At 50.2% G+C, this 13532-nt stretch carries 11 protein-coding genes; 2 read left to right on the forward strand and 9 right to left on the reverse strand.

Features of this window, described 5'->3' with window-relative positions; all coding sequences use genetic code 11:
- Positions 1 to 3 precede the first annotated feature (3 nt).
- The 7 genes from cbiT to C7U56_RS02340 form a co-directional block, all read right to left on the reverse strand.
- Complete coding sequence (cbiT, locus tag C7U56_RS02310; protein ID WP_106999977.1) at positions 4 to 570, reverse strand: precorrin-6Y C5,15-methyltransferase (decarboxylating) subunit CbiT; 567 nt, start codon at positions 568 to 570, stop codon at positions 4 to 6.
- Between the two features lie 39 nt (positions 571 to 609).
- Complete coding sequence (locus tag C7U56_RS02315; protein ID WP_106999978.1) at positions 610 to 3792, reverse strand: cobyrinic acid a,c-diamide synthase CobB; 3183 nt, start codon at positions 3790 to 3792, stop codon at positions 610 to 612.
- Complete coding sequence (gene cobJ / locus C7U56_RS02320; protein WP_107000410.1) at positions 3785 to 4468, reverse strand: precorrin-3B C(17)-methyltransferase; 684 nt, start codon at positions 4466 to 4468, stop codon at positions 3785 to 3787. Before cobJ ends, C7U56_RS02315 begins: the two co-directional genes overlap by 8 nt.
- Positions 4469 to 4497: 29 nt before the next feature.
- Positions 4498 to 5841, reverse strand: coding sequence for a cobalt-precorrin 5A hydrolase (locus tag C7U56_RS02325; RefSeq protein ID WP_106999979.1), 1344 nt, complete (start codon positions 5839 to 5841; stop codon positions 4498 to 4500).
- A gap of 19 nt (positions 5842 to 5860) precedes the next feature.
- Positions 5861 to 6634, reverse strand: coding sequence for a precorrin-4 C(11)-methyltransferase (cobM, locus tag C7U56_RS02330; protein WP_022358712.1), 774 nt, complete (start codon positions 6632 to 6634; stop codon positions 5861 to 5863).
- 23 nt (positions 6635 to 6657) lie between these two features.
- Positions 6658 to 7890 carry a cobalt-precorrin-5B (C(1))-methyltransferase CbiD gene (cbiD, locus tag C7U56_RS02335; RefSeq protein ID WP_106999980.1) on the reverse strand — a complete coding sequence of 411 codons (1233 nt, stop codon included), beginning with the start codon at positions 7888 to 7890 and terminating at the stop codon, positions 6658 to 6660.
- A gap of 323 nt (positions 7891 to 8213) precedes the next feature.
- Entirely contained in the window at positions 8214 to 8447 is a 234-nt protein-coding gene (locus C7U56_RS02340) for a hypothetical protein (RefSeq protein WP_022358715.1), read from the reverse strand.
- A gap of 128 nt (positions 8448 to 8575) precedes the next feature.
- Between C7U56_RS02340 and C7U56_RS02345 the strand changes: the two genes are divergently transcribed.
- The gene (locus C7U56_RS02345; protein WP_106999981.1) at positions 8576 to 9991 is read left to right on the forward strand and encodes an alanine/glycine:cation symporter family protein; all 1416 of its coding nucleotides are present in this window, start codon (positions 8576 to 8578) and stop codon (positions 9989 to 9991) included.
- A gap of 65 nt (positions 9992 to 10056) precedes the next feature.
- Here C7U56_RS02345 and C7U56_RS02350 read toward each other — a convergent pair whose 3' ends face one another.
- Both C7U56_RS02350 and C7U56_RS02355 read right to left on the reverse strand, forming a co-directional pair.
- On the reverse strand, positions 10057 to 11235 hold the full coding sequence (locus tag C7U56_RS02350; RefSeq protein WP_106999982.1) for a phosphoribosylaminoimidazolecarboxamide formyltransferase: 1179 nt from the start codon (positions 11233 to 11235) through the stop codon (positions 10057 to 10059).
- Positions 11236 to 11534: 299 nt separating this feature from the next.
- Positions 11535 to 12248 carry an IMP cyclohydrolase gene (locus C7U56_RS02355; protein WP_106999983.1) on the reverse strand — a complete coding sequence of 238 codons (714 nt, stop codon included), beginning with the start codon at positions 12246 to 12248 and terminating at the stop codon, positions 11535 to 11537.
- 579 nt (positions 12249 to 12827) lie between these two features.
- On the opposite strand from C7U56_RS02355, the gene upp reads away from it, so the two are divergent.
- Positions 12828 to 13457, forward strand: a complete 630-nt coding sequence (gene upp, locus C7U56_RS02360; RefSeq protein WP_022358719.1) for a uracil phosphoribosyltransferase — start codon at positions 12828 to 12830, stop codon at positions 13455 to 13457.
- Positions 13458 to 13532 lie beyond the last annotated feature (75 nt).

Here is a 13532-nt window from a genome sequence, read left to right on the forward strand (position 1 = left end):
TCTTCACGCTTCATTTCCTCCCAGTGATATGATATAGATCGGATTCTGCCCTTTCATCAAATGACTGGAACCAATCTTCTCCGCTTTTGCAATCTGCATGGACAGAATCTCCGCCTCTATCCCGCGCTCTTTCAGGTAACTCATAAGCACTGTCAGGGACTCCAGCGCAATCAGATTGATCACAATCCGGATATCTGGGTTCAAGCGGAACAATTCATCCAGAATCTCGCGCATCTGTCCGGTTGTTCCCCCGATAAATGCCCGATCCGGTCGGTGAACACTTACCTGTGCAAATGTCTCCGGCGCCTTTCCCGGCACGATCGTGACCGCCTCTGTTCTGGCTTTCTCACAATTTGCCCGGATCAGATCAACCGCCTCTTCCTTATATTCAAACGCACACACATGAATCCCCGGACAGCTTACCGCCGCTTCCACACTGACAGAACCCGTTCCCGCGCCAATGTCCCAGAACTCACAGTCCTCATACAATTCCAGCTTGGACAATGACACGGTCCGCACCTCACTCTTCGTCATCGGGACCTTGCCCCGGATAAACCATTCATCTCGCATTTGGTACTCCCCATTTTCTAAATTCTCATATAAATTCACTCAATTGGTATATTTTTGCTGACTCCCTTTGGCACATTCATCCAGCCATTTTCGCAAAAAATCTGGACAGGATGCATAATAGAGATGCGGAAATCCGCCAATCTGTCCTCCCTTTTCATGGATGCAGCGCCAGCTTCGGTTTCCGGTCGGTTTGACTGCCTCCCAGTCGGTGCCCGGATCTTCGCTCTCCCAGTAATGGAACTCATGCCCGTGAATTTCCTGACCGGATGAGGTCAGCAGACGCACATAGCCAAACCGGCGCAGGCGGTTCGTCCGGTAAGCGTCAAATGGATAAACGCCAGCCATTTCCCAGTGTTTTCCATCGCTTCCTTCAAGAGTACGGTGTAAATATAAAAATCCACCGCATTCCGCCAGAAACGGCATTCCCGCCGCAATCGACCGCCGGATACTCTCACGCATCGCCGCGTTCTTTGCCAGCTCCCGTGCATAATTCTCCGGATAACCGCCGCCAAATAAAAGCCCATCCACTCTGTCCGGGATTTTTTTATCCCTCAGTGGACTGAAATAAACCAGCTCCGCACCCATCTGTTCCAGAAGGCGGAAATTTTCCTGATAGTAGAAGCAGAATGCCTCGTCACGAGCAACACCGATGCGGACGCGCGAGGTGACTTTTTGCTCTTGACATGCTGGGAATTTCGCTATACTTTCCGCCTCCATTGATTCGTTTTCTGCTTTTTCTTTCTCTTTGTTTTCTATCCTCAATGGCAGCATCCCCGCTACTTCCAGCACCCGATCCACCGCAATCGACTTCTCCATCTGATCTGCCAATCGCCCGATCCGCTCGCGCAGCCGATCGATCTCGCCCGGCAGAAAAAGTCCCAGATGGCGGCTTTCCATGCGGTATTCCTCGGATTCCGGCAGATAACCAAGCACCGGAAGCCCCGACGCCTCTTCCACGGCTGCTGCCAGCCGCTCATAATACATCGAAGAAACCCGGTTCAAAATCACTCCGGCAATATGGCTTTTTTTCCGGAAATGCAAAAATCCAGATGCCATTGCTGCCGCCGACAACGATGCGCCCTTACAGTCCAGCACCAGAATCGCCGGCGTGTCTGTGATCTCTGCAATCTCCCAGCTGCTGGCGGACGTTTCTGTTCCGCCCAAGCCGTCATAATAGCCCATGACACCCTCTAAAACTGCAATTCCCGCCTGTTCTTCCCGCACTGCATCCACCAAAACCTTCCGCACGCCTTCCGCCGGCAGAAAAAAGCTATCGAGATTTCGCCCGGGAATGCCGAGCACATAGCGGTGAAACATTGGATCGATATAGTCCGGTCCACATTTGCACGCGATCGGATTCAGACCGCGGCGGCGAAGGATTTCAAGCAGTCCGCAGGTCAAAAGAGTTTTTCCACTGCCGCTTTTGGGGGCGGCAAGCATGATGCGTGGACATGCTCTGACAGAAGCCTCATGTGGCAAAAGTTTATCTGCATCATTTTTATATGATTCTGTTACTCGAACATCGGATGGCATTTTTTCTGACACCATTTTCTGTTCATATATCAACTTCTCTACATTTTTTGTTTCTGTATTGTTACCATCTGTAATCTTTTCCTCTTCGTTCTGCCCACGCTTTATTTCATCCGTGACTTCCAGCAGCATCAAGCTCAAATCCGCAAATTCCAATTTTTTCATTTCTTCCGCGGTTCCGCTCCGGATCTGCTCTTCCGGGTACGATAAGTTTTCACCAACCGTCACCTGTACATTTCCATATCCCGCCTGTGTCAGACGTTCACAAAACTGTCCAGCTCCATTTTTGCCGCCCATGAGGATAAACGCACGCTTAGCCGGTTCTTCTGGATCACACAGACGTTTCATCACCCGATCGACAGACAATTCTCTTCCATGTGCGGAATAAATCGCCGCATCTTCCCAGTGCGTCCCCAGGCGTGCCGCCAGATAACTGACACAGGATGTACCCGGATAGACGGTAAATGGATAACCAGCTTCCCGCAGCCGCTCTGCCATCCTGGATGCCCCGCTGAAAAAGCCGGTATCACCCGAATACAGGATGACCGCCTGCTTCCATTCCGGGTGCTTCGATACAATCTGTATCACATCGTCAGGAAGATATGCTTTATAGCACTTCGTTTCTTTTTCCACCGCAGCCGCTGATTCCTGTCTGTTTTCAGCTTTTCCTTCCTTGCTAATCAGCAAATCATTCTGCAGCGCTCTCTCCGCGGATTCCAGCATACGCCCCGCGCCAATCAAGGCGTCACTCTCTCGAATTGCCCGAAGGACTTCCCCTGTCATCTGGGACGGCTGTCCCATGCCAATTCCCGCCAGAATCAAATGTGTTTTTAACTCTCCAACATTCCCCTCATCCGCCTTCTTCAGCACCTCCATTGCCTCTTCCAGCGAAATACCATCCTCCTCCGGTCTGCGGATCACAACCACTCTGGTTCCATTTTCACGCGCCGCTTCCACCTTTTCCTGAAATCCGCCCGCACGCCCGGAATCTTTCGTCAATAGCCACTCCGCTTTTGTCTGCCGGAGAAATAGCGTATTCATTTCGGTGGAAAAAGGTCCCTGCATCGCAATCAGATGGCTGCCAGTTATCCCCAATTTTTCACATTTCTTCAAAACATTCGAAGTTGGAAGCACTCTCGCATACACCCGTTTTTGATAATCTGGTATCTGGCACAGGGCTTCCAGTTCTTTACTGCCGGTTGTGGCAAAAATCACGCCGGAAACAGAAGAAAGAAATGACACTGCCTCCTGAATGGAATCAACCTCGACCCAATCACGTGCTTTGTTTTGTTCGCCCTCTGCGCGCAGGCACCGTTCCAGGCGGACACCGGTCCGTCCGCACGCTTCCTGGATTTCTTCTGAAACAAGTCTGGCATGCGGATGTGTTGCATCGATCACAAGATGAATCCCCTGGTTTCGGATAAATTCTTCCATCTGGTAACGATCCATCCGTCCACGTAAGACTTTTATCACTGAGGATGCCTGAACCGTTTTCAAGTTTTTCTTTGCAAGGCAAGTATTGTGGTTCAAATCTGGATTCCCTGCATTCCCAGATTCCATCAGCTCCTCCTGCAAAAGCTCCTCTCCATACTCCGAAGCCACGCTGACCCACGCCTCAATCTTTTCCCGGCTGCAATATTCCGCCAGCAGGCGCCCTTCTGTCGTTCCTCCAAATATCCATATTTTACACATCGCGGTATCCCCTCGGTGTCACCAGACATCCATTTAACATCTGCGTTTCCTTATTTCCAATAAATACGGTCGTAAACATATCCACCGACGTCTTTTCCAGTTCTGCCAGTGTCAGAAGGTGCACCGCCTCGCCCTCGCGGCCAATATTCTGTACATATCCGCAGGCAGTCTCACCACTTTTATACTCTAAAAGAATCCGGCAGGCACGCTCCAGATAATCGTGGCGTTTCCGGCTGGATGGATTGTAGAGGCAGATAATAAAATCCGCTTCCGCCGCTGCACGCAGCCTTTTTTCGATCACTTCCATCGGCGTCAGAAGGTCACTCAGGCTGATCACCGCAAAATCATGTCCCAACGGTGCACCGAGAATGGCTCCGCCTCCCAGCGCTGCCGTCACTCCTGGAATTACTTCCACGTTCACATCCGGGTACGCCTCTGCCATCTGCAACACCAGCCCCGCCATGCCATAGACGCCGCTGTCCCCACTGCAGATCATTGCTGTTTTCCGACCATCCTGCGCCGCTTTTAATGCCATCTCACAGCGTTCCTTTTCCTGGCGCATCGGCGTTGTCAGAAATTCCGCCTGTGGATAAAATTCTTTTACCAGGTCCACGTATACCGTATAACCGATGATCACCTGGCTTTCCCGCAAAATGCGGTCTGCCCGGACCGTCATCTGTTCTCTCGCCCCCGGTCCAATTCCGATCACGTATAATTTTTTTTCTTCCACTGCTGCCTCCTTACTTGCTCCGATGCCGGAACCGCTACTGCTGCCGTCACACCGTTAAACGCCATTTTCTGTACTCTCAGATCAATCGCAGGCAGATTTTTCTCATCCATCTCCCGTTCCCGGTAAATCCGGCGCACCCCCATGACGGCTGCACGCTCACAAACATTTCCTACCCCTACTGTCTTCCGCACAAACGGCGATTCTGCAAACTTCGTACCGGCACTTTCCAGCTCTTCCGGGGTAAAACTCCACAGTTCCACATCCCACTCCTTCGCAAGCGCCAGAAATGCCATCTCATTTTTCTTCCGATCTACCGTTGCAATCGCCCGCACCGCACTTTTATCAATCATCGCCCGAGAAAGTGCCACTCTTGCCATCTCCCGGACAGCATTCAGGGAGGAATCCCGGCGGCATCCCATTCCAAGAACAACCGTTCGCGGATACAGGCGCAGAAGTTCCGGCGTACCTGATTCATTTTCCGACTCATAACTTTGCTCTTTCTTCTGCTCACTTTTCTGCCCAGGAGATCCTATATCGGATTTTCCGACAGACATATCTATCTCAGCCGCCTTCGCCGAATCGCCGGTTTCCACTGCCACTACCGCCGCTGCTTTGACTGCATCCCGCTGTTCCTTCTTCTCCTGCAGCCCAATCACCATATCCCGGCGCACCAGAGACGCTGGGGCATTTTTCGGGCATCCGCCCTGTTTCAGCGTCACATAGATGTTTTCCTTCTGCCATACGCCCGGAGTAATCTCTGCCGGAACGATTCCATCTACTGGATAATCACTGAAAAAGCCAATTTTTTCACCGCGCAGCTCCGCCGCGGAGATTTGTTTCGCCAGTTCCCGATCACTAATCACCAGCTCATTTTCCGCTGCAAATACATCAACTGCAAATGCCTGCCGCAGATCCGTTGCCGTCGTAATTACCGGTTCTGCCCCCAGAATCTGCGCCGCTGCCTCTGCCAGTTCATTGCATCCGCCCACATGTCCAGACAAAATCGGGATCGCATAACGTCCCTGCTCATCGATCACCAGCACCGCCGGATCTTTCAGCTTATCCTGCACCCACGGCGCAATCAAACGGACTGCAATCCCCGCCGCCCCGACAAACAAAATTGCTTCCTTCTCCTGAAATGCTTCCTTGACCACCTGTTTCAGCGGTTTCGAATGTTCGGATCCTGTATAATCTAAAAAGTCAAACGCCTCTTCCATCTGCTGGCTTAATTTCTCCAGCAGGCGCGTCGCCGTCTCTTTTCCCTGTGCAGTAAAGCAAATGCAGATACCGTTCCTGACCCGAAGTTTCAACTGCTCCATTTATAACAATCCCTTTCTATTACTCATATACAAAACCATCCGTCCCCTGACGGAATTCAGTTGTGAATTCTGGCGCATATAAACGCGAGCGCTCGTATCCCGCCTGGGCAGTCACATCCCCGACGATAATCAGAGCTGTTTTTTTGATATTTTCCCGCTCTGCCGCCTCTGCAAGCGTGGCAACCGTGCAGACAACCCGCTTTTCATCCGGCCAGGTCGCTTTGTACACGATCGCCGCCGGCGTGTCCGCCTCATATCCGCCCTTTATCAGCTCTTCCGAAAGCTTCTTCAGCATTCCCGTGCTTAAAAATATAACCATAGTCGCATGATGCGCTGCAAACGACGCGATGCTCTCCCTCTCCGGCACCGGCGTCCGCCCCGCCATCCGGGTGATAATCACGCTCTGCGAAACGCCCGGCAAGGTATATTCCAGATTCAATGCAGATGCCGCGCCGCAGAAAGAGCTGACGCCCGGGCATACCTTATAAGAGATATTTAACTTGTCCAGCTCGTCCATCTGTTCCCGGATCGCACCATACACGCAGGGGTCGCCCGTGTGAAGCCGCACCGTCATCTTACCCGTCGATTCCGCTTCTTGGATCTTTTCGACCACTTCTTCCAGCGTCATTTTCGCACTGTCATAGACAACGGCTGATTCTTTTTTATAATCCAAAAGCTCTGGATTGACCAGAGAACCTGCGTAAATAATCTGGTCTGCCTGATTCAAAAGGCGTGCTCCCCGCACTGTGATTAAATCTGGCGCTCCCGAACCTGCTCCGACGAAATATACCATATATGTGATTTCTCCTTTTTTATTTAATATTCGAATCTCAACTTTTCGTAATTTATGATTCTTCTATCTATCATTACTTCCATGCCTCTCTCCATCTCCAGCAGCTCCCGCACATACGCATCCGCCCCAGCTGTCCGCGCCATCAGTCCATAATTGCTTGAAAATAGCATTACCTCCGTCTGAACGCCGCTCTCTTCTTCCAATACCGCTTTGACCTGATTCGCCACCTGCTCCATGACCTGTTTCAGATATCCATGTTCATATAGGAAATCTGCCGCTTCCTCAGTCGTATTCATCGGCAGCAGGGCATCTGCCTCCGGAAATCCAACGGTTCGCGCGCATGCAGACAAAATCTCCATCCGTCTGTCACCATACCGGGAATGTGTATTCATCACACCACCTGCCACTTTGACCAGTTTTCCAACATGCCCTGCCAAAAGCGCCTGGTGAATTCCTTCCTGTGAAAGCATTTTAAAGCTGGTCCCGATAAAATTACTGCACTTGATGAAATTTTCCATCGAAAGCCCGGTTTCTTCTTTTAAAAATCGTTCTCCATAATTGCCTGGCGCCACTGCCAGCAGCGAAACATCCTCCTGGGCGTGCACCCGGATATCCAGCCGGATCGTCTCAACCAATGCCGCCTCACTCATCGGGTTCACAATCCCAGTTGTTCCAAGCACCGAGATACCACCGATGATCCCCAGATGCGGGTTAAACGTTTTCTCCGCCAGCTCCCGCCCGGAAGGGATAGAAATCTCAATCCGCAAAGGTAACTCCGGCATGCCCGCCTCCCGGCGTGCCAGAGCCGCCTCCCGGAAAATAGCCGTCCGCGGTACCGGGTTGATCGCGTAATGCCCCACTGGACACGAAAGACCGTCCCGCGTCACCATGCCGATGCCCTCGCCGCCGGTTACCTCAATTCCCGGATACGCCGGGTCTGTGTAACCGCTTTCAGTTATGCTATCATGACAAGCCAGAACGGCCCGTGCACAAACCAATGTCCCATTCGTCACATCCGGATCGTCACCGGAGTCCTTCTGTACACCGCATACTGCGCTATCTTCCTCCCGCTCTGCCCGGACAATCGGCAGAATCGCCCGGACGCCGGAAGGTGTCACTGTCTCTGCCGCCGCAGGTGCTTCCCCTGTGCAGAGAAACAACACCGCCGCCCGCGTACACGCCGCCGCGCAGGTTCCGGTCGTAAATCCGGTTCGAAGTTCCTTTTTTTCATCTGTCTGTTTCTTTTCCGTCTCCATCTGCCTCCCTGTATGCCATTTTCTGCCTGAAGATTCTTCTGTCCATTATAGGAGATTTACACCCGACTTTCAACTTATTACTATTTATCTTTATTTAAAATTCCAGTAACAATCCCTCATTTTCCCCTTGCACTTTCCTCAACTGTGCGGTACAATACGGAATATAAATAAGTAGATTTAATTACATATTCAAGAAATAGTTATTATAAACGTGCAAGGACAGCTAACATGTAAATATAAAAAACCGGAAAGATCTTCTCTTTCCGGCATTTTAAGTCTCACACACTTTAAAACAATACAGTTTTAAACAACAACGTGAAACATTATTTGGTACGGACAACCAGATGGGCATTGACATACTCCCAGGAGTATGTGCCCGCTTTGCCGCCATCCTCAATGAAAAATGGAGTTACCATCTTGTAGCCTTCATCCATCATCATGGTTGCAGCTTCCAGACATGATTCCTCTTCGTTTTCAAAATCAACATTAATGCATGGATTCTCTTCCATGGAAGGATTGTCCTCATTCGGATCTAAATGTGCAATTGCGTACTGCATATGAATTCTCCTTTTCCTTATGATACTGAGAGTCTGAAAACTCCCTGCCACTCATTATAACTATCTTTCAATCAATCGTCAAGCACCTGCGGGCGCACCTTTACTATATAAAATTTTGGGGTGAAAACATGAATACAATTATCAATTTAATCGAAAAAACCTACTATTTCCTCTGGGGTGACTGGATTCATCTGCCGCTTCCTGGCGGAACAACCATCAACCTGCCGCTTCTGGTTCTTCTGCTCGTCCCGACCGGTATCTTCTGTACTATCCGGACGCGGTTCCTGCAGATCCGAATGCTTCCGGATATGCTGCGCGCGCTGCTGGAAAAGGCCGAAACCGGACACAAAGGTGGCTCTCTCTCCGCACTCCAGGCACTGATCGTGTCAACTGCGACCCGCGTTGGTATGGGAAATCTTGTCGGTATCGTTGCCGCTCTCTCCGCCGGAGGCGCCGGTGCGTTGTTCTGGATGTGGGTAACCGCGCTGCTCGGTTCGGCAACCGCTTTCATCGAGGCGACCTTAGCCCAGCTTCACAAACAGCCGGATCCGCTCTACGGCGGTTACCGCGGCGGTCCTGCTTACTACATTCACGACTGGATCAACAGCAAACGCCAGAAACAGGGCACGCCGGTTTCGAAGAAAAATCTTCTCTCCGTACTGTTTGCGTTCTCCGGTCTGATCTGCTGGTGCGGTATCAGCCAGGTCATCAGTAATTCCGTGACCTCTTCTTTTAAGAATGCATTCGGCATCCCGCCGATCTACTCATGCTTGTTTTTAGTTTTCCTTGCGGCAGTCATCGTTCTTCGGAAAAATGCCTCCGTCAGGGTTCTGGATCTGCTGGTTCCGATCATGGCAGGCATTTACATTATCCTGACCCTGTTTTTAATTATCGTGAACTTCCGCCAGCTTCCAGGCGTTTTTGCCCGCGTTTTTGAGGAAGCACTCGGTCTGCGCCAGGCAATCGCAGGCGGCTTCGGCGCCGTATTGATGAACGGTGTCAAACGGGGACTTTTCTCCAATGAAGCAGGAAGCGGTTCCGCCCCGTGTGCGGCAGCGACGGCAGAAACCTCCCATCCTGCCAAAGTCGGACTGATGCAGGCGATGGGCGTTTTCATCGACACGCTTCTCTGCACCTGTACAGCCATGATCATGCTGCTGGTCCCGGCTGATAAAATCTCCGGTCTGGAGGGCATGGATCTGCTGCAGGCGGCAATGAGCTGGCATTTCGGGGAATTAGGCGTCATTTTCATAGCCGTAATCCTGTGGCTGTTCAGTTTCACTACCTTCATCGGCATCCTCTTCTACGCCCGCTCCAATGTGAGCTACCTCTTCGGAGACACCTGGGCCGCCCAGACGGCGTACAAGATTCTCGCCCTGATCATGATGTTTGTCGGCGGACTGACCGCCTACACCTTTGTCTGGGATCTCGGTGATGTCGGTGTCGGTCTGATGACCGTCTTCAACCTGATCGCGCTGATTCCGATGTCGAAAGAAGCGCTTGTAAGCCTGCGGGATTATGAGGCAAAATATAAGAAATCATAGCCACTTTATTTCGAAATAAAAAGGGCGTGTGAAAAAACGAGAGTTTTTTCACACGCCCTTTTTCATTAATGATGGAACAGACGGATTCCCGTAAATGCCATTACAATGCCATATTTATTGCAAACCTCGATTACATTGTCATCACGAACCGATCCGCCCGGCTGTGCGATGTACTGAACGCCGCTCTTGTGCGCGCGCTCAATGTTGTCGCCAAATGGGAAGAATGCATCAGAACCAATGGTTACACCCTTCATGCCGTCCAGCCATGCGCGTTTTTCCTCACGGGTAAATACCGGCGGTTTTACCTTGAAAATTTTCTGCCATGCGCCCTCTTCCAGCACATCCATATATTCTTCTCCGATATAAACATCGATCGCATTGTCGCGGTCTGCACGCTTGATTCCATCCACAAACTGAAGATTTAACACCTGCGGAGATTGGCGCAGATACCAGTTGTCGGCTTTCTGACCTGCCAGACGGGTACAATGTACACGGGACTGCTGACCTGCGCCGATACCGATCGCCTGTCCATCCTTCACGTAGCAGACAGAGTTGGACTGTGTATATTTCAGGGTAATCAAAGATACGATCATGTCGATCTTCGCGTTATCCGGCAGCTCTTTATTCTCAGTCACGATATTCTCCAGCAGCTCACGGTTGATTGCCAGATTATTTCTACCCTGCTCAAAGGTCACGCCAAATACCTGTTTGCGCTCCACCGGAGCTGGTACATAATCCGGATCGATTTCAATGACATTGTACTTGCCATTTTTCTTTGATTCCAGAATCTCCAGAGCCTCCTTGGTATATCCCGGAGCAATCACGCCATCCGATACTTCTCTCTTGATGATGCGCGCCGTATCTGCATCGCAGACATCCGACAGAGAAATAAAATCGCCGAAGGAAGACATGCGGTCTGCACCTCGTGCTCTGGCATATGCACACGCAAGCGGAGATAAGTCTCCCATATCATCGACCCAGTAAATCTTACGCATCGTCTCGTCTAACGGAAGTCCTACCGCTGCACCTGCCGGCGAAACATGTTTAAAAGAAGTTGCCGCCGGAAGCCCAGTTGCCTCTTTCAGTTCTCTTACCAGCTGCCAGCCATTGAACGCATCCAGGAAATTGATATATCCCGGTTTGCCGCAAAGTACCTTGATCGGAAGCTCACTGCCGTCCGCCATAAAAATGCGGGACGGTTTCTGGTTCGGGTTGCATCCATATTTTAACTCAAGTTCGTTCATCTTCATTCCTCCTGTATACCCATTTAAACGCATGATTCAAATGCTGTTTCAAGTCGAACGTCCGTGAGACTTGGCGCGTGATTCTGGTCAGCGAAGCTGACATATTCTTTACAGAATCACTGCGCATCCTCGCGGAGCGTTTATCTCAGTCGGAGAATGGACTCCCACTGAGACAAACTTGCTATTACTTACCACCTGATGAGGTGGGAGTCTTCTCGACTGAGATAAACAATTTTGTTTCTGACCTGTTTTCATTTTCAGACGGTTTTTGACTTTTTTAACTATTTTCCAGTCTGTTCCTACTTATTTTTGTTAATGATCTTCGTCTGTGTCTCTCTGGTCGCAATATCAATATAGCGCACAAACAGAGATACCTTATTATCCGGGTTCAGATTCTCCCAGAGTGTCGCTACAAACTCATCCAGGCTGTCCGGAATCTCGATCTTTTTCGGCTCACCCTCGAAGCTCGGAAGCGGATTGCCGTCGTGCATATAGGTGTGGATGAAATGTCCCTCGCCTGCAACCGGCTTCTCATACGCATATGTATAACGATGGCAGGAATCCGGATTGCCGTCGTTGGATTTCAGAATCGACAGCGCATAGTTGTAACCGCCATCCTCGATATGCAGGATACCGGAAATACGAGGTGTGTAGTTCGGCGCATCCGGCTCAAACTCGCGGCTTCTGAGGGACTGCTCAAAGGTCATCTGGCGATCCATTCCCTCATAAATCGTATCAGTCTGATCGCCGTTGGTCACGATCGTTTTATTTCCCAGCACACGGACCGGTGCATAGATAATCAGACTCGGATCTTCCAGCTTCGCCGGATCAAATGCCTGTGTGCGGATGCCCTCACCTTCTTCTACAAACACACGGTTGCGGCTGTTCTCGCTTCTTCCCATGATAAAGTATGCCGTAACCGCCTTCTTTCCGTCCGGCGTCCGTCCAATGATAATTCCGCGTCCCGGATAAGAATTGTTTTTCAGTTCCTCTGCTATCGATACAGTCTTCATAATGGCAAAGCTTCCTCCTTCATTGTTGTGCAATAATTCACTACTTTATATTTTACCACATTCTATTCTCATTTCCAGTTAGATTTATTGATTTGTTTTCAGAAGTATTGCTTATATATAATACTGGTATTATTTTTTATTCTAATAAACATATAAAAGCACCTGCATTCTTTTACAAATGCTCTGCACTACTTCATGACAAACCGCCCTTTTACCGAGTTACTGTTCACGCATACGTGCCCAGTAACGGAATTTGCCGTGGCTTCGCATTTAAATACGGCAAATTCCTGCTGCCACCACGTTTTCTTACGGCACTTTCAGTTCCAAAAGTGCCTACCCGGGAACAGTAACTTTACCGATGCTTGTGAACAAAATACATCATAAAACAGACTGTTCAATCTGTACAATTCGGTGTATAATTAAAGAAAATATGCCATCAGGGCGATACATTTCACATATGTATACAGATTTTGGGAAATGACGGCATGAAGATAGCACAAAATTCGCAAGCGGTCTGCGCTATGCACCGTTACGAAAAAACGTTCATCATCAAAATTCAAGAAAAGGCAGGTTATGAATATGAAAAATGTAACAATTCTCGACCACCCGTTGATTCAGCACAAGATCTCGCTCCTCCGCAACAAGAACACCGGAACCAACGAATTCCGTTCCCTGACCGATGAGATTGCGATGCTGATGGGCTATGAAGCGCTTCGCGATCTTCCGCTGGAAGATCAGGAAGTAGAAACTCCGATCGAAACCTGCAGCACTCCGATGCTGGCTGGTAAAAAACTTGCCGTTGTCCCGATCTTACGTGCCGGTCTCGGTATGGTAAATGGTATTCTGGCACTCGTTCCGTCCGCAAAGGTTGGTCACATCGGACTCTACCGCGACGAGACAACCCATGAGCCGCACGAATACTACTGCAAGCTGCCAACCCCGATCGAACTGCGTACCATCGTTGTCACCGACCCGATGCTGGCAACCGGCGGTTCCGCAGTGGAGGCAATCGACTTTATCAAAGCACGCGGCGGAAAGAACATCAAATTCATGGCAATCATCGCTGCTCCGGAAGGATTAAAGAGACTGCATGAGGCACATCCGGATGTCCAGATCTATGTCGGTCATGTCGATCGCTGCCTGAATGAAAACGCTTACATCTGCCCAGGTCTGGGGGATGCAGGGGATCGGATTTTTGGTACGAAATAATACTATAGCATTCACAAAAAATCGCTCTTCCCTCTTCCGGGTTGAGCGATTTTCCATTTTATCTTTATTTAAGAT

The sequence above is a fragment of the Clostridium fessum genome (genome assembly GCF_003024715.1).
Lineage (GTDB): Bacteria > Bacillota > Clostridia > Lachnospirales > Lachnospiraceae > Otoolea > Otoolea fessa.

Bases quoted from the DNA above. Each gene is read 5' to 3' on its own strand.
- cbiT (WP_106999977.1), bottom strand. From the start codon at position 570: ATGCGAGATGAATGGTTTATCCGGGGCAAGGTCCCGATGACGAAGAGT.
- C7U56_RS02315 (WP_106999978.1), bottom strand. From the start codon at position 3,792: ATGTGTAAAATATGGATATTTGGAGGAACGACAGAAGGGCGCCTGCTG.
- cobJ (WP_107000410.1), bottom strand. From the start codon at position 4,468: ATGACGGTCCGGGCAGACCGCATTTTGCGGGAAAGCCAGGTGATCATC.
- C7U56_RS02325 (WP_106999979.1), bottom strand. From the start codon at position 5,841: ATGGAGCAGTTGAAACTTCGGGTCAGGAACGGTATCTGCATTTGCTTT.
- cobM (WP_022358712.1), bottom strand. From the start codon at position 6,634: ATGGTATATTTCGTCGGAGCAGGTTCGGGAGCGCCAGATTTAATCACA.
- cbiD (WP_106999980.1), bottom strand. From the start codon at position 7,890: ATGGAGACGGAAAAGAAACAGACAGATGAAAAAAAGGAACTTCGAACC.
- C7U56_RS02340 (WP_022358715.1), bottom strand. From the start codon at position 8,447: ATGCAGTACGCAATTGCACATTTAGATCCGAATGAGGACAATCCTTCC.
- C7U56_RS02345 (WP_106999981.1), top strand. From the start codon at position 8,576: ATGAATACAATTATCAATTTAATCGAAAAAACCTACTATTTCCTCTGG.
- C7U56_RS02350 (WP_106999982.1), bottom strand. From the start codon at position 11,235: ATGAACGAACTTGAGTTAAAATATGGATGCAACCCGAACCAGAAACCG.
- C7U56_RS02355 (WP_106999983.1), bottom strand. From the start codon at position 12,248: ATGAAGACTGTATCGATAGCAGAGGAACTGAAAAACAATTCTTATCCG.
- upp (WP_022358719.1), top strand. From the start codon at position 12,828: ATGAAAAATGTAACAATTCTCGACCACCCGTTGATTCAGCACAAGATC.